Source organism: Saccharothrix saharensis (assembly GCF_006716745.1).
Taxonomy (GTDB): Bacteria; Actinomycetota; Actinomycetes; order Mycobacteriales; family Pseudonocardiaceae; genus Actinosynnema; species Actinosynnema saharense.
In genome coordinates this window covers 1,714,227-1,733,852 of the sequence record NZ_VFPP01000001.1, presented here as the reverse complement: position 1 = coordinate 1,733,852, position 19,626 = coordinate 1,714,227, and the positions used below count along the sequence as shown (strand labels likewise).

Sequence of the window (19,626 nt, the reverse complement as noted above, 5' to 3'; positions counted from 1 at the left end):
GCGAATAATTCTGGACCGTCATCCGCCATCCAGTGAAATGGGGCCCATTGAGCGTCGATGAAGGCGACGTGCGCACCGCGTCGGAACAGGGCGGACCGGCCCTCTCCGGCGAACCGCGCACCCACGCCCGTGCCCACGTCGTGCTGCCCGCCTACAACGAGGCCGCCTCGCTGCCGCCGCTGCTCACCCGGCTCGCGGAGGTCGGCCGCACCCGCGAGCTCACCGCCTGGGTCGTGGACGACGGCTCGTCGGACGGCACCGCCGACGTCGTCGCCGACGGCTGGCCCGAGCTGGACGTGCGGCTGGTCAGCCACCCGGTCAACCTCGGCCTCGGCCAGGCCGTCCGGTCGGGGCTGCGCGCCGTGCTGGCCGAGGCGGGCGACGAGGACGTCGTCGTCGTGATGGACGCCGACGACACCCACGACCCGGCGCTGATCCGGCGGCTGGAGGACGAGATCGCGGCGGGCGCGGACGTGGTGATCTGCTCCCGGTTCGTCGACGGCGGCGACGACGCGACCGCGCCGCCGGTGCGCCGGCTGCTCTCGCGCGGCGCGGCCGTGCTGTTCCGCCGCGTGCTGCGGGTCGACGGCGTCCGCGACTTCACCAGCGGCTTCCGCGCCTACCGGGTCGGCCTGCTGGCCCGCGCCGAGGGGCACTGGGGCGAGCGGCTGATCGAGGAGCGCGGTTTCGCGTGCATGGTCGAGCTGCTGCTCAAGCTGCGGCACTGCCGGCCGGTCGTCACCGAGGTGCCGCTGGCCCTGCGCTACGACCGCAAGCGCGGCCCGAGCAAGATCCGGATCGCCCGCACGGTGTGGCAGTACGTGAAGCTGCTGGTCCGCGACCGGCTCACGCCCGCGCCGTACCGGGCGCTGTGATGCGGCGGGCGGACCACGGGCACGTGGTCGTGGTCGGCGGCGGCATCTGCGGCCTGGCCACCGCGCACGAGCTGGTGCGCGCCGGCACCGGGGTGACGCTGCTGGAGGGCAGCGACCAGCTCGGCGGGCTCGGCACGTTCTTCGCCTGGCGCGACCGCTGGGTGGAGCGGTTCTACCACTGCGTGATGCCGACCGACGACCACCTGCTCGACCTGCTCGGCGACCTCGGGCTGCGTGACGCGATCGCGTGGCGGCCGACCCGGATGGGCATGGTGGTGGACGGCCGGGCGTTCCCGTTCAACACGGCGCTGGACCTGCTCAAGTTCACCCCGTTGGGTGTTCTCGACCGGCTGAGGTTCGGCGCCGTCTCGGTGCTGCTGCGGCGGTTGGGCCGCGGCAAGGACCTCGACCGCACGCGCACGGAGGACTGGCTGCGCGGCCTGTACGGCGACCGGGTGTGGGAGCTGCTGCTCGCGCCGCTGTTCGGGGCGAAGTTCGGCGCCCGGTTCGGCGACGTGCCCGCGCTGTACCTGTGGCAGCGCCTGGGCCGCGAGGGCGCGGTGTCGGTGCGCGGCTACCCCGACGGCGGCTACCGGGCCGTGATCGACGCGCTGAGGGCGTCGATCGAGGCCGGTGGCGGCGTGGTGCGCCTGGACGCGCCGGTGCGGCGGATCGGCGTGACCGGCGGGCGCGCGCGGATCACCCTGGACGGTGACGAGGTCGTGACGGCGGACCGCGTGGTGTCGACGCTGCCGCTGCCGTCGCTGCGCCAGGTCGCCGACGACGACCTGGCCGCGCGGCTGCCCGACGTGCGGCTGCCGTACCAGGGCGTGGTGAACGCGCTGTTCTTCCTGCGCCGGCCGCTGTCGGGGCACTACTGGACGCCGGTGGTGCGGTCCGGCACGGAGTTCGACGGGCTGATCCAGATGACGCCGCTGGCGGGCGTCGACCCGTACGACGGGCGGCACCTGGTCTACGCGATGCGCTACACCGACCGGGAGTCCGCGCTGTTCCAGGAGGACGACGCGGCGGTCGCGGCGCGGTGGACCGCGCAGCTGCTGGCGCTGCACCCCGGTCTGCGCCACGAGGACGTGGACGACGTGCGGGTGTTCAAGGCACCGTTCGTGGAACCGGTGTACCCGCTCGGGTACTCGTCGCGCCGGCCGCCCGTGGTGGTCGCCGGCACCCCGCTGCTGCTGGCGACCACCGCGCACGTCTACCCGGACGTCACGAGCTGGAACTCGAGTGTGGGACTGGCGCGGCGGGTCGTCGCGACGCTGGCGCAGGCACCACAACCCGTTCCGGGCTGAGCTGCCGGGCGTGCACCGGCTCGCCCCGGACGAGCTGCCGCAGCGCGGCGGCGATCCGCGCGGACGGCGAGCCGGTGCCGTACGGCGACGGGATGTGCTCCAGGCGTTCCCGGTGGCCCGGCACGTCGTCCAGCCACCGCAGCACCTCCGCGCACACCCGCGGCCCCGGCGGCACCAGCGTGCCGAACGTGCCCTCGATCTCGGGGCGTTCGGTGCTGCGGCGCACCACGACGACCGGCCGCTTGAGCACGCTGACCTCCTCCTGGATGCCGCCGGAGTCCGACACCACCACGGCGGCGCAGCGGGCCAGCGCGAGGAAAGCCGGGTACGCCTGCGGCTCGACCACCCGCAACCGGCCCAGCAGGGCGGTCAGGCCGAACGCCTCGACCCGCTTGGCCGTGCGCGGGTGCAGCGGCAGCACCACGGGCAGCGGCAGGCGGTTCAGCTCGCGCAGGACCGTCTCCAGGGTGACCGGGTCGTCCACGTTCTCCGGCCGGTGCACGGTGGCCAGCACGTAGCCGTCGCGCCGCAGCTCGTGCGCGGCCAGCACGACGGCTTCCTCGTCCCGGCCGGGCAGCGCGGTGACCAGCGCCTCGACCACCGTGTTGCCGGTGATCGCGATGCGCTCCTCGGGCACGCTCTCGGCCAGCAGGTTGGTGCGGTTGAGCGGGGTCGGCGCGCAGCACAGGTCGGCGAGGTGGTCGATGGCCACCCGGTTGTGCTCCTCGGGCATGGCCCGGTCGAAGCTGCGCAGGCCCGCTTCCACGTGCACCAGCGGCACGTCGTTGGCGTTGGCGGCCAACGCGCCCGCGAGCGCGGACGTCGTGTCGCCCTGCACGATGACGGCCTGCGCGGGGTGCCGGGCCAGCACCTCGTCCACGGCGGTGATGGCCGCGCCGAGCTGGCCGCCGCGCCGGCCGCCGCCCACGGCGAGTTCGTGGAACCGGCCCGGCCGGCCGATGTCCTGCCGGATCCGGTGGTACATCGCGGTGTCGTAGTGCTGTCCGGTGTAGACGACGGTGGCGTCGGCGCCCAGCACCCGGATCAGCGGCGCGAGCTTGATCAGCTCCGGCCTGGTGCCGCACACCATCGTGACGGTGCCGGGGATTGCCTGGTCTATCGGACCCACCTCCAGTCGCGGACGACGCGCGCCCGGGGCGCGATCGCGGAGAAGGTTAGAGTCCCGTGGGGAGATTTCCCTTGTGCCTCAGTCGATCGAGTGAACTTGGCCGTCGTCGGTCTCGAAGCGTCGGTGTGGCTCAGTAGGTTGGTGAGTGGATCAATCCCGATAGGACGGAGTAGGCGATGCGAAGACACGTGGCCCTGGTCGCCACGGGGGTGCTCGTGGCGGCGCTGGTGGGGCCGTCGCACGCGCAGGCGGTCGGGCTGGTCCTGCTGCCCGACCTGAGGCAGGCGCCGGTGGGCTGCGCGGGCGGTTTCGCCGGCGACCCGGCGGGGTGCGTCGACTGGGACGTGTGCCCGGTCGCCGACGCGGCGGCACCCAACGGCGAGTGCGTGGCGACGGGCCCGATCGGGGCGGTCCGGCTGCGGTTCACCACGTCGGCGGACAACGTCGGCGACGGCCCGCTGCTGATCCACGGCAGCCGGCGGGACACCGGTCAGGCGCGGATGACCGCGCGGCAGGCGTTCCAGTCGGCCGTGGACGGTTCGGTGCCGATGACCTTCGAGCAGGCGCAGCAGGCCATCCCGACCACCCTGTACTACGAGCCGGCGGCGGCGCACCAGCACTGGCACCTGCTGGGCTTCGAGCACTTCCAGCTGCGCTCGCGGTCCGGTGAGACGGTGGTGGTGGACCGCAAGAACGGCTTCTGCCTGGGCGACCGCTACCCGACGGCCGACCGCCTGCCCCACCGCCCGGCCGACGGGCTGAGCCCGGAGGGGCGGCTGGCGGCGTTCCTGCGGGAGAACCGGTGCGGCCACCACGCGCCTGAGGCGTTGACCGCGATGCAGGGCATCTCGGTCGGGTACGGCGACGACTACCTGCACACGGTCGACTTCCAGTGGCTCGACATCACCGCGGTGCCGTCGGGCGTCTACGACGTGGTGAACGTCGTCAACGGCGACCGCACCCTCACGGAGAAGTCGTACTCGAACAACGCCTCCTCCATGGCGGTCTCGATCCGGTGGCCCGGCGGCGCCACCCGGCCACCGGCCACGATCACCCAGCCGCCGGAGGTGCGCATGGTGCGCAACTGCCCCGGCACCGCCCAGTGCGCCACCTCCCGCGACTGAACCCGGCCGATCCGCGGTGACATGACCGGGGACCGCGCCACGTGGTTCCCGGCATGCCGCTTCCGCCGCACTCGGCCCGGACGCCCTCCGACCGGCGTTTGGGGGAGTCGGTGTCCGGGAATTCGGTGACGTCCGAACAGACGACCCGAAGGGTGGGGCCATGTCGTTGGCCACCGACAGCCGAGTCCTCGCGGGTCGCTACCAGTTGAGGGGCAGGATCGGCGTCGGCGGTGCGGCCGAGGTCCACCGCGGGTGGGACGTGCTGCTCCGCCGGTTCGTGGCGGTCAAGGTCGTGGCCGGCGAGGGGGATGACCGCCGGTTCGACAACGAGGTCCGCACGTTGGCCGGGCTGTCGCACCCCGGCCTGCTGTCGGTGTACGACGTCGGCACGGACGGCGGGACGTCGTTCGTCGTCCTGCAGCTGGTCGAGGGCACGACGTTGCGCGACCGGCTGGTGGCCGGCGCGTTCACGCCCACCCAGGTCCGCGCGCTGGGCCACCAGGTCGCCGACACCCTCGCCCACGTGCACGACCAGCGCGTCGTGCACCGGGACGTCAAGCCGTCGAACATCCTGCTCGACGGCTCCGACACCGCCTTCCTGGCCGACTTCGGCCTGGCCCGCTCGCTCGGCCCGACCCCGGTCGCCAAGACCCGCGGGGTCGTCGTCGGCACCGCCTCCTACCTGGCGCCCGAGCAGGTCCGCGGCGACGACGTCGGCCCGCCCGCGGACGTCTACGCGCTCGGCCTGGTCCTGCTGGAGTGCCTCACCGGCTACCGCGAGTACCAGGGCGACCGGGTGGAGGCCGCCGTCGCCCGCCTGCACCGCCCGCCGTCCATCCCGCACGACGTGCCGGCCGGCCTGGCCCGGCTGCTGGCCGCGATGACGTCGCTGTCCGCCGACCGCCGCCCGACCGCCGCCCAGGTCGCCGACCGGCTCCGCCCCGCACCGGCCGCCCTGCCACCCGACCGGCTGCTCTGCGGCGTCCGACCGGCCACCCCGCCGCCGTTGCGGGCACGCCCGGCCTAGACCCCGGCCAGGAACCGCTCGACCGCGTCGCTGAACGCGTCCGGCCGTTCGAGGTTGGGCAGGTGGCCCGCGCCGGGGATCACCGCCAGCGCCGAGCCGGGGATCGCCGCGTGCATCCGCTCGGCCACGGCGACGGGCGTGTACTCGTCCTCCTCGCCGACGACCACGAGCACGGGCACGGTCGCGCGGGACAGCGAGTCGACGTAGTCGGGCCGTTCCGCCCGAGCCCGCCACGCGACCGCCGCGCCCACCGGTGACGTACCGCGCATCATCCCCAGCACGTGCTCGGCGACGGCCGGCAGCGCGACGACGTTGCGCGGCGAGAGCATCTTGTCCAGCACCTCGTCGGCGTAGCCGCCCATGCCCTCCCGCAGCACGCGCGCGGCCATCCCGTGCCGCAGCTCGCGGCCCGCCACCGTCTCGCCCTCCGGGAACGTGTCGGCCAGCACGAGCGCACGGACCCGTGACGGATGGGCGCGGTGCACCTCCATGACGACCTGGCCGCCCATCGACAACCCGCACAGCACAACCCGCTCCAGGCCGAGCCGGTCGAGCAGCCCGATCAGGTCATCGGCGAACGCGGTCCACGGCAGTGAACCGGACCGCACCGGCGTCTCACCGAATCCCCGCAGGTCAGGCGCGATCACCCGGTAACGGGAACGAAGCCGTTCGACCTGGGGACGCCACATCGACCGGTTGAACGGGTGGCCGTGCACCAGCACCACCGGGATGCCGTCACCCTCGTCGTCGTAGGCGATGTCGATGTCTTCCACGCGCATGGTTCCCCCTGGTCCGTTGACGTCCGAAGCCTAGGAACGCCACCATGCTCGGTGCAATCAAAACAATGCTCTCGGTGCAATGTGAGGTGCTCGCGTGGCGGATTACCGCCTGATCGCCGACCGGCTCGCCGCCGACATCGCGGCCGGCCGGCTCAAACCCGGCGACCGCCTCCCACCGCAACGCGCGTTCGCCCGCAGGCACGGCATCGCCGGTTCCACCGCGGCCCGCGTCTACGGCGACCTGGTCCGGCGCGGCGTGGTGGTCGGCGAAGTCGGGCGCGGCACGTTCGTCCGGGCACGGCCACCCGTCGAGCCCCCGCTGGGCGACCCCGGCGGCGCACGGGTCGACCTGGAGCTGAACTTCTGCGTGCTGCCCGACCAACCCGACCTGCTGGCCCCCGGCCTGGACCGGCTCATCCGGCACGACCTGCCCGACGCGCTCACCCCCATCGGCGTTCGCGGCACACCCGCGGCACGGGCCGCCGTCGCCCGGCTGACGGCCCGCGGCGGCTGGACCCCGGACGACCGCCACGTGCTGTTCACCGGCAACGGCAGGCAAGCCATCGCGGCGGCGGTGTCGGCACTCGTGCCGGTCGGCGGGCGGCTCGGCGTCGAAGCCGTCACCTACCCGGTGGTGAAGGCCATCGCGGCCAGGTCCGGCATCACGCTCGTGCCGCTGCCCGTGGACGACGCCGGCGTGCTGCCGCGAGCCATCCGCGCCGCCGACGTGCGCGCCGTCTACCTCCAGCCGACCCTGCACAACCCCCTCGGCACCACCATGCCCGCCCAGCGCCGCGCCGAACTCGCCGACACCGTGCGCGACCTGGACGTCCAGGTCATCGAGGACGCCATCTACGCCTTCCTCGGCCCCGACCTGCCCCCGCTCGCCCCCGAGCGCACCACCGTCGTGGACAGCCTCTCCAAACGCCTCGCGCCCGGCTTGACCGTCGGCTTCGCCGTCCCACCCGGGCACCTGGTCGACCGCGTCGCCGCCGCCGCGCGCTCCGGCGGCTGGGCCGTGGGCCACTTCGCGCTCACCGCCGCCGCCGGCTGGCTCGCCGACGGCACCGTCCAGTCCATAGTGGACCGTAAACGCGCGGTCGCCCTGACCCGGCAACGACTCGCGCGGGAACGCCTGGCGGGCTTCGACATCCACTCCGACCCCGGCGCCTACCACTGCTGGTGGCGACTGCCGGACCACTGGCGCGCGGAGACGTTCGTCGCCGCCGCGGCCCGACGCGGTATCGCCGTCACCCCCGCCGCCGCGTTCGCGGTCGTCCCCGGTCACGCGCCGAACGCCGTCCGCCTCGCTCTCGCCTCGACGCCCGAACCCACCCTCACCGCCGCGCTGGACGTCCTGGCCGCACTCGCCGCGGGCAGCCCCGAGGACGAGGCGGTCGACTAGAGTCACGCCATGACGAGCAGGATCCCGTGGCTCCTCGACTCCGATCCTGCGCTGCGCTGGCAGGTCGAGCGCGACCTCCTCCACGAACCGGCGCCGGTGTGGCAGGCGACCCGGGCCAGGATCGCCACCGAGGGCTTCGGCGCGCGCCTGCTCGCGCTCCAGGACCCGGACGGCCGGTGGGCGGGTGGCGCGTTCTTCCCGGCGGGCTTCGACTTCCACGGCCCCGAAGCGGCCGAGGGCGCCGGACAGCCGTGGACGGCGACGACGTGGACGCTGAACTCGTTGCGCGAGTGGGGCATGGACCCCGCCGTGCTGCGCGAGCGGCGCACCGCCGAGCTGCTCGAGCGGAACTGCCGCTGGGAGTACGACGACCTGCCGTACTGGGGCGGCGAGGTCGACTGCTGCATCAACGCGTGGACCGTGCAGAACGGGCTGTGGCTGGGCGCGGACGTCACCGGCATCGTGGACTGGTTCGTGGAGCACCGCCTGCCCGACGGCGGCTGGAACTGCGAGTGGGTCGAGGGGTCCACGCGGTCGTCGTTCCACTCGACGCTCAACTCCCTCAAAGGACTGCTCGACCACGAGGCCGCGACCGGCGGCACGGCCGCGACGCGTGCCGCCCGCCGCGGCGGCGAGGAGTACCTGCTGGAACGCGGCCTGTTCCGCCGGCTGTCCACGGGCGAGCCGGTGGCACCCTGGGTGAACCGCTTCTCCTACCCGTTCCGCTGGTTCTACAGCGTGCTCAACGCGGCCGACTACTTCCGCCGCGCGTCCCTGCTCGACGGCAGCGGCCGGCCGGACCCGCGCATGGCCGACGCGATCGAGCTGATCCGCGCCGAGCGGCAGCCCGACGGGACGTGGTTGCAGGCCCGGCGGCACCCCGGGCGGGTGTGGTTCGAGGTCGACGTGCCTGCGGGGGAGCCGTCGAAGTGGCTGACGTTCCACGCGACCCGAGTGCTGGACTGGTGGGACGCTGCGTAACCGTCCGATCATCTCCACGTCGACGGCGTTCCTGCCGTGGTTGGTGACGAAGTACGCCCCGGTCCGGGCACCTCGTGCCGAAGGTCCCGCTTCCTGGCGTTTCCGTTTCGGGACGGTGCTGTTCCTGACGACGATCCCGGGGTTCGTCTTCGGGCAGGCGCAGGCGAAGGTGGTCACCCGCCGGCGTACCGCCCGCCGGCGGAGGCCCTGGAGGCCCCGGAGGCCGAGCTCCGGGTGCTGGTGAGGCGGATCGGCCGGGCGGTTCCGACCATGCTGACGGGGGCGGGGCACTGGCCGGGTCTCTGCCCCACGTCCCGTTGCTGTCGCTCGTGCCGGGCGGGCTGGTGTGGGACGCGACCTGGGCCGACGTGGTCGCCGCCGTCATGCCCGCCGCCCGGTGGTGGGGTCCGCTCCGGGACTTTGAGTCGCGGGGCGGCCCAACCCTGGCGCGCCCCTTTCTCCGGCTCTCCGGCGGTGTTTCACTCCGCCGGCCGGCCGTCTTCGTCCTCGACGTGCATCGCCGCGTCCTCGGGTCCGAGCAGGTGGTCGAACCCGGCTTCGTCGGCGATCGAGGTGGGCTCGTCGTCGGTGAGGTCACCGCGGTCGTCGGGCGCGGTGTACTGGTGGCCCGACGAACCGGTGGCGGGTGCGCTGTGCGTCGTGCCCCAACCGGGTTCGAGCTCTTCCTGCTGCTCGGACATCGGCGCTCGATAGGTGTGCTCGTCGGCCATTCGCGTCGCTCCTCCGGGTGCGTGATGGGGCACACCGACGGGTTACCCGCACCCCCGATCGGGGACACGGCCCGTTTGCCCCGGGGTGGCGCGGTGAACCCCCGGGGGCATGACGAGGAGCGGCACGATGGCGGTGTCGGTCGACGCCTGGGGCGTCGACCTGGCCGCTGACCTCGGCGTTCCGGCGGACCCGGCCGGCGTGGTCGTGTTCGCGCACGGTTCGGGCAGCTCACGGCACAGCGCACGCAACCAGGCCGTGGCGGGGTCCCTGCGCCGGGACGGCTACGCGACCCTGCTGCTCGACCTGCTGACCGAGCACGAGGACCGCGAGGACCGCGTCACGGGCCGGCTGCGGTTCGACATCGGGCTCCTGGCCGAGCGGGTGGCGGCGTCGGTGGAGTGGACGTCGCGGGCGCGGGCGACGCGCGGATTGCCGATCGGCCTGTTCGGTGCGAGCACGGGCGCGGCGGCGGCGCTGGTGGCGGCGGCGGGGACCTACCTCGTGCGGGCCGTGGTGTCACGCGGCGGCCGGCCGGACCTGGCGGGACGTGCGCTGGCACGAGTGCAGGCGCCGACGCTGCTGATCGTGGGCGGCCGGGACCGGGAGGTGCTCGAGCTGAACCGTGCGGCGGCGTCGCAGTTGCCCGCGTTGTGGCGGCTCGAGGTGGTCGAGGGGGCGACGCACCTGTTCGAGGAGCCGGGGGCGTTGGACGAGGTCGCGCACCTGGCGGGCGGGTGGTTCCGGGACTTCCTGTGAGGTCGCCCGGTCGCGGTGAGCGGTCCCGTCAGTGGTCAGTGGTCGGTGGTCCAGTGGTGGCCAGTAATCCGGTGGCAGTGGTGGGTGGCCCGGTCGTGCTGCGGCTGCTCGGCCGCTGGGTGCGTCTTGGGCGGTGTGCTGGTTGCTGTTGCGGGTTGTGTCGTGATGCCGGGATCGGGGGTCAAGGGCCAGGGGCCGGGGTCCGGGGATCGGGTGGGTTGGGGGATCGGGTGGGTTGGGGGCGGGGGCGGTTGGTTGGCGGCCTCGTTGTTTCAACCGACGTTCGAGAGGCTGGATAACGGCGTTTTATGTGATGTCGACTGCAAGATCACTCGTCTGGGTGACCCGGCGAAGTGCCGATAGGACGCGCCTTCCTGATCATACCGCGATGCCCATGAGCAAGGCGGTACGAAGTGGACGCGGCGCGACGAGGAGTCGCGCCGCGTCCCGGTCCGGTGTCAGCCGCGCCGCCACTTCTGGTTCGCCGTGCCGGCGCAGTCCCACAACTGGAGCACCGCGTCGTTGTTCGGATTCCAGTCGGCGATGTCGACGCACTTGTTCGCCTGCGGGTTGACGAGGTCGCCGGCGGCCGTCAGGACGAAGTGCTGGGCCGGGTTGCCGCTGCACCTGGCGACCTGGATGGCCGCGCCGTTGGCGGTCGAGCCCCAGGCGACGTCCATGCACATGTTGTTCTCCGTGCGGAACGTGCCGGCGGTCGCCTCCCACTTCTGGTTGGTGCCGCCCGTGCAGTCCCACACGATCAGGCGTTGACCGTCGGCGAAGTTCCAGTTCGGCACGTCGACGCACTTGCCGTGCCACGCGCTGACGATGCTGTTCGCGGATCCCGGCGGAGGAGTGCCGCCGCCGCCCGTGAACGGGGTCAGGATGATCCCCGCCGAACGCGGGTCGCCGTCGTGCACCAACGACTCCTGCGCCTGCACGTCGTCGAACGCGAACCCGTACGCCTTGCCGTCCACCATGTTCCGGTGCACCAACCGCGAGTAGTGGTTGGTGATCGCACCCTGGTAGAAGTCCGCGGGGCCGCCGCCGGGCTGGGTGTCGATCGTGCCGAGCGTGGAGCGGTGCAGGGCGGCGCACAACGTGCGCGCGATCGGGCCGACGACCTGGTCGTTGGGCGCGTGCAGCGCGCCGTCGCAACCCCACACGTTCGCCGTCGACGGCTTGGCGAACGACGCCACCTGCCTGCCGGCCGAGTCGGTGAACGCCAACGTCGTGCCCGACGTGCGGCCGAAGTAGCGGATGTCCGGCCGGTCGCCGAACGGCACCACGGTCAACGTCTTGGTGGTGTAGGCGTTCCACGCCTGCGTGATGTACGGGTCCAGGTAGCCGCGGTCGAACAGGCCCGCGTCGGCGGCCTTGCCCGGCGCGAGCACGCGCACCACCGTGCCGTCGCCACGGGTCCGGACCGTGTTCGCCCAGCCCGCCTGGCCGCGCAAACCGTTGATCACGTTGTCACGGCCGCCGGCGACGAGCTCACCGGTCTTCTTGGTGGCGCCGCCGGCTCCGGTGACGGTGACCGCGTGCGGAACGGCGAACATGTCCACCTGCGAGCTGTTCAACCACAGGCCCGCGTCGTTGTAGGTGAACTCGCTCCAGTCGAACAGGATGTCCCGGTTGGGGTCGCCCGGCGACCACGGCGCGGGCTGCACCAGGCCGTCCGGGGTGAGGAAGAACTTCAGCTTCTCGCCGAACGACATGTAGACGCGGCCGGAGATGAACCGCGGCACGCGCAGCGTCACGCTGCCACCGTTCGCCGGTCCCGCGATCGACACGTCCGGTGCGGGCACGGGCGGGTTCGCGCCGGCCGGCCACGGGGTGAACGCGCCCGACTGGTTGACGTACCCGAGGCGTCCGCCGGGCCGGATGTCCGTGCCCAGGACGTACAGGTGGACGGCCTCCGCGCGGCCGCTGTTGTTGGTGACGGTCAGCGGCAGCAGGTCGGGACCGACGGCCGCGGCCGGTGTGGCGGCGGCCAGTGAGGCCGAGGTGGCGAGCGCGGCGAAGGCGCTCAACCACTTCGTCAGGGTGCGCATCGTTGCGACTCCTCCGTGCAGGGCGGGTCGTGCCGCCTCCCGGCCGGTTCAGGGCGACCGGGACGACGGGCGCTCCACGGGCGACAACTCGTGAGAGCGCTTCCACGAGCCTCGCCGATTGGTTGGACCACTGTCAAGGCCGGAACGTGACGGGTGCCACTGGAGTCCGATGTGGAACAGCAGCAGAGTGGTGCCATGACCTACGACGTCGAGTCCGTCCGCGCCCGCTTCCCGTCCCTGGCCACCGGCACCGCCCACTTCGACGGCCCGGGCGGCTCGCAGGTGCCCGCCCCCGTCGCGGACGCCGTGCGGGACGCGATGGTGTCCCCCCTGGCCAACCGCGGCACCGTCACCGCCGCCGAACGCGCGGCCGACGCGATCGTGCTCGACGCCCGCCGGGCCCTGGCCGACCTGCTCGGCGCGTCACCCGAGGGTGTGGTGTTCGGGCGCAGCATGACCCAGCTGACCTACGACTTCGCCCGCGCGCTGGCCCGCACGTGGTCGCCCGGCGACGAGGTCGTGGTGACCCGGCTCGACCACGACGCGAACGTGCGGCCGTGGGTGCAGGCGGCCGAGGCGGTGGGCGCGGTCGTGCGGTGGGTCGGGTTCGACCCGGCGACCGGCGAGCTGGACGACGTCGCCGAGGCGCTGTCCGACCGCACCCGGCTGGTGGCCGTCACGGCGGCCTCGAACCTGATCGGCACGCGACCGGAGCTGGCGCGGATCGGTGCACAGGCGCACGAGCGCGGCGCGCTGTTCTACGTGGACGGCGTGCACTACACCGCGCACCACCCGGTGGACGTGGCGGCGATCGGCGCGGACTTCTTCGCCTGCTCGCCGTACAAGTTCTTCGGCCCGCACTGCGGCGTCGTCGCGGGTCGGCCGGAGGTGCTGGCGGACCTGCGGCCGGACAAGCTGCTGCCGTCGTCGGACGCCGTGCCGGAGCGGTTCGAGCTGGGCACGCTGCCGTACGAGGTGCTGGCCGGCTGCACGGCCGCCGTGGACTTCATCGCCGGCCTGGCCCCGTCGACGGGCACCCGGCGCGATCGGATCGCGGCGTCGCTGGCGGTGGTGGGCGAGCACGAGGACCGGTTGCGGGACCGGGTCGAGGCGGGGCTGGCGGAGCTGCCCGGCGCGGTCGTGTGGTCACGGGCCCGGCTGCGCACGCCGACCGTGCTGGTGACGTTCGCCGAGCACGCGGCCGCGGACGCCTACCGGTACCTGGCCGGGGTGGGCGTGAACGCGCCGGCGAGCTCGTTCTACGCGATCGAGACGTCCCGGTGGCTCGGGCTCGGCGACGCCGGCGGGCTGCGGGTGGGCCTCGCGCCGTACTCGACCGAGGCGGAGGTGGACCGGCTGCTGGACGGGCTGGCCGCGTTCCTGCGCTCCACCCCGGGGACGTGACGCGATCGGGCCGGCCGTTCGCCGAAGCGGTCGACCGGCCCGTGACCCCGCTAGCGCCGGCGCGGCCCGAACCGCAGCCACAGGTCCCGGACGACGAGGCCGAGCAGCGGCCGGTGGGGCAGCAGCCAGCCCAGCGGACCCGACGGCTCGACTTGCCAGGTCACCCGGACCGGGGTCACCCGGCCGGTGGCGCGCAGCGGGGTGCGGGCCACACCGTCGCCGAACGCCTGCCACGTCGACCCCGCCACGGGCAGCCGCACGCCGACCCTCGGCGACCGGGCCCGGACCGCCGCGATCGGGCCGTGCCCGTCCCGGGCCGACGCGGCCAGATCGCCGTCCCACTCGAACTCGGCCAAGTCCTTCGGGATGCCCCACAGCTCACGGCCGCCCGCCCGTGACGCCGGGCTGTCCACCCAGATCCGCGTGATCGACACCCCGAACCGCGCCCCGCGGCGCACCAGCACGGCGGCCAGCACCTCGTGGTAGGCCATGCCGGGCGGCCGGTAGTCCACGAACGCCGTGCCGACCACGGCCCGCCCGAGCACCGTCACCGGCCGCACGGGCAGCGGGGGCAGCGCGGTCGTCCGGACCAGCCACACCGACACGCACGCGTGGCCGTGCAACTCCCACGGTTCGGGCGGGTAGCTCACCATCACTTGTCCTTCGAGGTCAGAGGCGAACGGGGGCGGCTCGTCCGTGATTCGGGCCGGCGTGGCGCGCTCCTGTACTCTCCCGCGCTAACAGCCTGTAGTTGCTATACACGTGTGGGGGACGAGCCAAAGCGTGAGTACGATCCTGGAGGAACGCGCGCCCGCCCGCCCCCGAAGATCCGCGGCGTTCCGCACCGACATCCAGTCCCTCCGCGCCATCGCGGTGCTCGCCGTCGTGGTCAACCACCTCTGGCCCGGCGGGCTCACCGGCGGTTACGTCGGCGTCGACGTGTTCTTCGTCATCTCGGGCTTCCTCATCAGCTCGCACCTCGACCGGGAGATCACCTCCACCGGCCGCGTCCGCCTCGGCCGCTTCTACGCCCGCCGCGTCCGCCGGCTGCTGCCCGCCGCGATGCTGGTCCTGCTCGTGAGCATCGTGGCCGCCTACTTCCTGCTGCCGTACCCGCGGTGGCAGGCGACCGCCGCCGAGTCGTTCGCCAGCGCCCTGTACTGGGAGAACTGGCTCCTCGCGGCCAAGTCGGTCGACTACTCGGCGGCGAACGCGGCGGCCAGCCTCGTGCAGCACTACTGGTCGCTGTCCGTGGAGGAGCAGTTCTACCTGGTCTGGCCGCTGCTGCTGGTGCTGCTCTTCAAGATCCGGCAACGGCGGGCCCAGATCGTCGGCATCGCCGCGGTCGGCGCGGCCTCCCTGGCGTTCAGCGTCCACTACACGCAGGTCGAACCGACCCAGGCCTACTTCGTCACGCCGGTCCGGGTGTGGGAGTTCGCGCTCGGCGCGCTCGTCGCGCTGACCGGGGTGGAGCTGTCGAAGCGGTTCTCGGGGGCCGCCTCGGCGGTCGGGTTCGCGATGATCCTCGGGTCCGCGTTCGCCTACGGCCACGGCACCCCCTTCCCCGGCTACCTGGCGCTGGTGCCGACCGTCGGCACGGCGCTCGTCATCGCTTCCGGGCAACGACCCGGACGGCAGTGGCACGCGCCCGTCACCGCGTCCTCGCCCGTGCAGTTCCTCGGCGGCATCAGCTACTCGCTGTACCTGTGGCACTGGCCGCTGATCATCCTCGCACCGTTCGCGTTCGGCGACGCCCTGCGAGCCGGCCGGATGACCACCCCCTACCTGCTCGTCGTGCTCGCCGCGTCGCTCGTGCTCGCGTACCTGTCCAAGGTCCTGGTCGAGGACCGGGGCATCGCGGTGCGCCTCGGCACCGGCGCCACCTTCGCCGCGATGGTGGCCGGCCTGGTCGTCGTCTCCGTCGCCGCGGGCGCGTTGAACTGGACCTACGGGCGGCACGTCGCACAGGCCGAACGCGACGTCGCCTCGCACGGCACCGGGCCGTGCGCGGGCGCGCAGGCGCTGATCCCGTCCCACGGCTGCCCGGACCCGCTGGGACCGGCGAAGGTCGTCGACATGGGGCCGGCCAACGAGTACTTCAGGCAGCCGCCCGGCTGCGCGTCCCTCGACGGTGTCGCCGACGCGGTGGTGTGCGACTACAGCGGCGGTTCCGCCACCGCCCCGTCGGTGTGGCTCGTCGGCGACTCGCACGCCCAGCAGTGGCAGCCGCCGATCGCGGACCTGGCCCGCGAGCGCGGCTGGGTGTTCAAGTACGCCTACCTCGGCGGGTGCCCGTTCGCGGACGTGGACTTCGTCGGCTACCGCGGCGTCGCGCCCGAGGAGACCAAGCGCAAGTGCACCGACTGGACCGCGCGGATCACCGACGCGGTCGCCGAGGACTCGCCGTCGCTGGTGCTGACGTCGTTCTTCTCCCGCAAGGAGACCGTGGACGACGGCAGCGGCCGCTCCCAGACCGAGCAGTACCGCGACGGCCTCGAACCGCGGTGGAAGCGGTGGACCGACGGCGGCGCGCGCGTGGTCGTGCTCGGCGACCCGCCGCTGAACGCCGAGGTGCGCGACTACCAGTGCGTGGCGCTCAACCCCGCCGACCCGGCGGTGTGCGCGGTGGACCGCGCCGTGGCGCAGCCCGCGGACCCGCTGACGGAGGTCGCCCGGAGCAGCACCAACCCCGACGTGGCGTTGGTGGACTTCAGCGACTACTTCTGCGACGAGCGCAAGTGCCACGCCGTGATCGGCAACATCGCGGTTTACTACGACGCCGACCACCTGAACGCCGCCTTCAGCCGCACCCTCACGCCGATGCTCGACGAGGCGATCGCACAGCGGTAGGCGGTGCGATCACCGGCCGAGGCCGCGACGGGTCCGCCCGGGTGGCGCGGGAGGGTCGTCGGTGGGCGCGGCCAGGCTCGTGTAGGCGTCGAGCCACCCGGTGGCCCGGTAGTCGCCGCGGCGGGTGAACACGGCCACGCCCGGCTCGTCGTCCTCGGCCTCCGGGTAGGCGATCGTGGCGGACGTCGACGGCTCGGTCCACGTGCGGCCGCGCCAGGCGATCACGGCGGCGCCCGTGCCACCGGTGGCGGTCGCGTGCCCGGCGTGCGCGGCGAGGGCGTAGTGGGTGGTCCGTTCGCGCAGCAACGCCGTGTACCCGGCGTGGTCCAGCACGCAGCCCGCCGGTGACCGCCCCGGTGGCCAGTCGGGGGAGCGGACACCGCGGGCGACCGCCGAGCGCCACAGGCCCGGCACCACCTCCCTGAGGTGGGCGCGGGTCGCCATCTCCTCGCACATCCACAACAACCGGCCCGCACCCCGTCGCGGCGCGAGCGCGCGCCAGCGGACGCGGTGGTCCAGGTCGGCGGCCACCACGGCGATCCACGGGTGCACGGTGCCCAGCACGCCCTGCGCGGCCAGCCACGCCAGGAACCTCGGCGCCTGCTCGTACACCGGGTGCAGGGTGGCCATCGGGATGCCCCCCGCCACGCGCCGCTTCCCGTCGAACAGGTGCGGCGACCGTGCCGCGAGGAGCAACGCCGCCCAGGCCAGGTCGCCGGGCGCGGTCGTCGTCTGCGAACCGAGGCCCTTGACCGACGTCGTGTTCGTGATCTGCGACGTGCGGCCGCCCGCCTTGATCACCGTCGCCACGGCCGGCCGCACCGGCTCCGGCACCGGGATGCCCGCCAGGTCCCGCACCGCGACCGACAGCACGAGGCTGAGCGCGTTCTCCGCCTCGTCCGGGTCGCGCGGCACGGGCAGCAGGCCGAGCGTGCGGCGCAACCGGTGCCCGGTGTGGGTCGACACCATCATCCGCGCGGTCAACCGGCCCAGCTCGGTGATCGCGAGCCGGCCGTCGGTGACCGCCAGGTGGCCCTCGTCCTCCAGGAACGCGACGGCTTCCTGCACCGGCTCCAGGTCGTCGTCCCCCTGCGCGTGCGCCAACGTCTCGACCCACCACGCCTGCGCGTCGTCCATCGTGCCGATCCGGCCTTGGAGCACCTCGGCCAGCACGTGGTCGGGCAGCGAGTCGCGGATCCGCGAGTACACCGAGTACCCGGCCACCAGCCTGGTCTGCCAGTCGGCGCGCTGCGTCTCGTCGACGACCAGGTACGACCAGCCCTCCGCCTCACCCGCGCCGATGCGCCCGGCCCGGCCGAACATCTGCAGCACCGTGGACGTGTCGATCGGCTCCCCGCCGATGGACACGTCCCGGACGATCACCGCCCGCGCGGGCAGGTTCACCCCCGCCGCGACGGTGGAGGTGGCCACCAGGACGTCCGCTTCCCGCGCGCGGAACGCCCGTTCGGCGGCGTGCTTGTGCTCGTAGTCGGCGTAGTGCAGGCGGACCCCGACCTCCGCGCACGCCTTGGCGAGACCGTCCACGTCGTCGGCGGCGACCGCGTGCACGGGCGCGCCCCGGTCGGCGGCGATCGCCATCGCGGTGGAGCGCACGTTGCGCTTGGAACCGCAGAAGACCAGCACGCTGCCGCCCTCGGCGGTGTGGCGGTGCGTCAGGTCCAGCACCACCTGCTCGCGCAGCCGGTTGTTCGCGGTGAAGCCGGAGGCGGCCGGGATCGTCGGCAGCTGCCAGGTCACCCTGGACGGCCGCCAGGTCGTGGCCACGAGGTCGGCTTCCAGCCACTCGGCGACCTCGGCGGCGTTGGACACGGTCGCCGAGAGGCCGACGATCCGGACCGGCGAGTCGGCGCCGCGCACCCGGGCCAGCAGGGCTTCCAGCAGCGCACCCCGGTTGGGGCTGCCGAGCAGGTGGATCTCGTCCACGACCAGGCAGCCGACCTCGCCGAGCGCGGCCTGCAGGGAACTGGCGCGGCAGATCGCCTCGAACTTCTCCGTGGTGGCCACCCAGAGGTCGGCGGCTTTGACGGCTTCGACGTCGACGGCGTACTCGCCGGAGAGTCGTTCGACGCGCAGTCCCTCGGTGCGCCAGGTCTCCAGTTCGCGGTCGAGTTCGTCGGTGAGGGAGCGTTGGGGGACGAGCCAGGCGGCTTTGCGGCCCTCGTGCAGGATCGCTTTGAGCACGGCCAGCATGCCCATCGCCGTCTTGCCCGCGCCGGTCGGGGCGGTGATCAGCAGGTGGGAGTCGCTGTCCACCAGGCGGGGCGCGGCTTGGGCCTGGGTCGGGTTGAGGACGGGGAACGGGAGGAAGCGGGCCCAGTCGTCGGGGACGAACCGGGCGATCGGAACCGGGTCGGGGGCGGTGGTCGTGGCGCCGGTGGTCGTGGAGCCGGTGGTGTCGTGCAGGTCCCAGACCATCTCGAACGCCAACCGGGCCGCGCGGGCACCCTCGCCGACCACGGACTCGCAGCGTTCCGGCACCACACCGCCGACGTCGGACAGCCAGGCGGTGGCGGCGGTCGCGGACAGTTCCTCCTGCTCCAGCCAGTGACGAATGGCGCGGAACGGCACACCCGCCGCCGCGAGCCGTTCCCGGGCCGCCGCGAACTCGGACGAATCGGGCAAAACGACCCTAACGTCCACCCCGGCCGGCACCTCGGGCACCTCGAACGCCGGGTCGACCGTCTTGCACCACCACACGGGCCGCGACTCCAACGCCGGCGGCAACACCGGCACCGCCGCCGCCCGCGCCACCGGCGCGCCCTCGGACCCACTGAGGATCGACCGAATCCGCGCCGCCATCGCCACCGTCGACGTACGCCGTCCCGGCCGCCCGACCGCCGCCCCGCCACCAACCCCGGCCCCGGCTCCATCCCGCCCGGCACCACCCGCCGCACTGGTGCCGGCCCCACCCCGCTCCCCACCGTCCACCGCACCGGTGCCACCTGCCGCACTCGCGCCGGTGCCACCGGCCGCACCGGCGCCGTCCGCCTCGACCTCGGCTCCGACCCCCGGCTCGCCCCGCCCGCCCGACCCCTCGGCCGGCCCTGGCGTATCCGCCGGCCCGCCATCCTGCCGACGGTCGGCTCGTCGGCCACGGGCCCGTGCCGGCCCTTCGACCGCTTCCGGCCGCACTTGCGGCGACCGTCCCGAACCACGGCCGGTCCCACTTGCCGAATCCC

The 19,626-nt window shown here is 73.6% G+C and carries 15 protein-coding genes; 9 read left to right on the top strand and 6 right to left on the bottom strand.

The features are described from left to right. Positions 1 to 47 precede the first annotated feature (47 nt). Entirely contained in the window at positions 48 to 875 is an 828-nt protein-coding gene (locus FHX81_RS06870; RefSeq protein WP_141976145.1) for a glycosyltransferase, read from the top strand. Next, positions 875 to 2,185 carry an FAD-dependent oxidoreductase gene (locus FHX81_RS06865; RefSeq protein WP_141976143.1) on the top strand — a complete coding sequence of 437 codons (1,311 nt, stop codon included), beginning with the start codon at positions 875 to 877 and terminating at the stop codon, positions 2,183 to 2,185. The genes FHX81_RS06870 and FHX81_RS06865 overlap by 1 nt, the downstream gene beginning before the upstream one ends. Here FHX81_RS06865 and wecB read toward each other — a convergent pair. Then, a complete protein-coding gene (wecB, locus tag FHX81_RS06860; RefSeq protein ID WP_141983777.1) occupies positions 2,103 to 3,275 on the bottom strand; it encodes a non-hydrolyzing UDP-N-acetylglucosamine 2-epimerase in 1,173 nt (390 codons plus the stop codon). The genes FHX81_RS06865 and wecB overlap by 83 nt on opposite strands. 215 nt (positions 3,276 to 3,490) lie before the next feature. Between wecB and FHX81_RS06855 the strand changes: the two genes are divergently transcribed. Then, positions 3,491 to 4,438: a lysyl oxidase family protein gene (locus FHX81_RS06855; RefSeq protein ID WP_141976141.1), complete on the top strand. Its 948-nt coding sequence runs from the start codon at positions 3,491 to 3,493 to the stop codon at positions 4,436 to 4,438. Between the two features lie 160 nt (positions 4,439 to 4,598). Continuing rightward, positions 4,599 to 5,465 carry a serine/threonine-protein kinase gene (locus FHX81_RS06850; RefSeq protein WP_141976139.1) on the top strand — a complete coding sequence of 289 codons (867 nt, stop codon included), beginning with the start codon at positions 4,599 to 4,601 and terminating at the stop codon, positions 5,463 to 5,465. Here FHX81_RS06850 and FHX81_RS06845 read toward each other — a convergent pair. Then, the gene (locus FHX81_RS06845; protein WP_141976137.1) at positions 5,462 to 6,244 is read right to left on the bottom strand and encodes an alpha/beta fold hydrolase; all 783 of its coding nucleotides are present in this window, start codon (positions 6,242 to 6,244) and stop codon (positions 5,462 to 5,464) included. The genes FHX81_RS06850 and FHX81_RS06845 overlap by 4 nt on opposite strands. A 94-nt stretch (positions 6,245 to 6,338) precedes the next feature. Here FHX81_RS06845 and FHX81_RS06840 point away from each other — a divergent pair, with 94 nt between their 5' ends. Together FHX81_RS06840 and FHX81_RS06835 are read left to right on the top strand one after the other, a co-directional pair. Then, entirely contained in the window at positions 6,339 to 7,649 is a 1,311-nt protein-coding gene (locus FHX81_RS06840; protein WP_141976134.1) for an aminotransferase-like domain-containing protein, read from the top strand. Between the two features lie 9 nt (positions 7,650 to 7,658). Continuing rightward, a complete protein-coding gene (locus FHX81_RS06835) occupies positions 7,659 to 8,630 on the top strand; it encodes a squalene cyclase (protein WP_141976132.1) in 972 nt (323 codons plus the stop codon). Between the two features lie 479 nt (positions 8,631 to 9,109). Here the strand turns inward: FHX81_RS06835 and FHX81_RS06830 are convergent, their stop codons facing one another. After that, complete coding sequence (locus FHX81_RS06830) at positions 9,110 to 9,361, bottom strand: hypothetical protein (protein ID WP_141976130.1); 252 nt, start codon at positions 9,359 to 9,361, stop codon at positions 9,110 to 9,112. Positions 9,362 to 9,488: 127 nt separating this feature from the next. Between FHX81_RS06830 and FHX81_RS06825 the strand changes: the two genes are divergently transcribed. Then, positions 9,489 to 10,118, top strand: coding sequence for a dienelactone hydrolase family protein (locus FHX81_RS06825; RefSeq protein ID WP_141976128.1), 630 nt, complete (start codon positions 9,489 to 9,491; stop codon positions 10,116 to 10,118). 458 nt (positions 10,119 to 10,576) lie between these two features. On the opposite strand, the gene FHX81_RS06820 is transcribed toward FHX81_RS06825, so the two are convergent. Next, positions 10,577 to 12,172 carry a glycoside hydrolase family 64 protein gene (locus FHX81_RS06820; protein WP_141976126.1) on the bottom strand — a complete coding sequence of 532 codons (1,596 nt, stop codon included), beginning with the start codon at positions 12,170 to 12,172 and terminating at the stop codon, positions 10,577 to 10,579. 195 nt (positions 12,173 to 12,367) lie between these two features. On the opposite strand from FHX81_RS06820, the gene FHX81_RS06815 reads away from it, so the two are divergent. Then, positions 12,368 to 13,576, top strand: coding sequence for a cysteine desulfurase-like protein (locus FHX81_RS06815; RefSeq protein WP_141976124.1), 1,209 nt, complete (start codon positions 12,368 to 12,370; stop codon positions 13,574 to 13,576). A 50-nt stretch (positions 13,577 to 13,626) separates the two neighbouring features. Here FHX81_RS06815 and FHX81_RS06810 read toward each other — a convergent pair whose 3' ends face one another. Continuing rightward, positions 13,627 to 14,229, bottom strand: a complete 603-nt coding sequence (locus FHX81_RS06810; RefSeq protein ID WP_141976122.1) for an acetoacetate decarboxylase family protein — start codon at positions 14,227 to 14,229, stop codon at positions 13,627 to 13,629. A 130-nt stretch (positions 14,230 to 14,359) separates the two neighbouring features. On the opposite strand from FHX81_RS06810, the gene FHX81_RS06805 reads away from it, so the two are divergent. Then, complete coding sequence (locus FHX81_RS06805; protein WP_141976120.1) at positions 14,360 to 16,426, top strand: acyltransferase family protein; 2,067 nt, start codon at positions 14,360 to 14,362, stop codon at positions 16,424 to 16,426. Between the two features lie 9 nt (positions 16,427 to 16,435). Here the strand turns inward: FHX81_RS06805 and FHX81_RS06800 are convergent, their stop codons facing one another. Then, positions 16,436 to 19,246, bottom strand: coding sequence for a DEAD/DEAH box helicase (locus FHX81_RS06800; protein WP_141983776.1), 2,811 nt, complete (start codon positions 19,244 to 19,246; stop codon positions 16,436 to 16,438). Positions 19,247 to 19,626: the final 380 nt, after the last annotated feature.

Coding starts and splice junctions, on each gene's coding strand:
- FHX81_RS06855 (WP_141976141.1), top strand. CDS start 3,491: ATGCGAAGACACGTGGCCCTGGTCGCCACGGGGGTGCTCGTGGCGGCG.
- FHX81_RS06820 (WP_141976126.1), bottom strand. CDS start 12,172: ATGCGCACCCTGACGAAGTGGTTGAGCGCCTTCGCCGCGCTCGCCACC.
- FHX81_RS06810 (WP_141976122.1), bottom strand. CDS start 14,229: ATGGTGAGCTACCCGCCCGAACCGTGGGAGTTGCACGGCCACGCGTGC.
- FHX81_RS06800 (WP_141983776.1), bottom strand. CDS start 19,246: ATGGCGGCGCGGATTCGGTCGATCCTCAGTGGGTCCGAGGGCGCGCCG.
- wecB (WP_141983777.1), bottom strand. CDS start 3,275: ATGGTGTGCGGCACCAGGCCGGAGCTGATCAAGCTCGCGCCGCTGATC.
- FHX81_RS06815 (WP_141976124.1), top strand. CDS start 12,368: ATGACCTACGACGTCGAGTCCGTCCGCGCCCGCTTCCCGTCCCTGGCC.
- FHX81_RS06845 (WP_141976137.1), bottom strand. CDS start 6,244: ATGCGCGTGGAAGACATCGACATCGCCTACGACGACGAGGGTGACGGC.
- FHX81_RS06825 (WP_141976128.1), top strand. CDS start 9,489: ATGGCGGTGTCGGTCGACGCCTGGGGCGTCGACCTGGCCGCTGACCTC.
- FHX81_RS06850 (WP_141976139.1), top strand. CDS start 4,599: ATGTCGTTGGCCACCGACAGCCGAGTCCTCGCGGGTCGCTACCAGTTG.
- FHX81_RS06830 (WP_141976130.1), bottom strand. CDS start 9,361: ATGGCCGACGAGCACACCTATCGAGCGCCGATGTCCGAGCAGCAGGAA.
- FHX81_RS06835 (WP_141976132.1), top strand. CDS start 7,659: ATGACGAGCAGGATCCCGTGGCTCCTCGACTCCGATCCTGCGCTGCGC.
- FHX81_RS06865 (WP_141976143.1), top strand. CDS start 875: ATGCGGCGGGCGGACCACGGGCACGTGGTCGTGGTCGGCGGCGGCATC.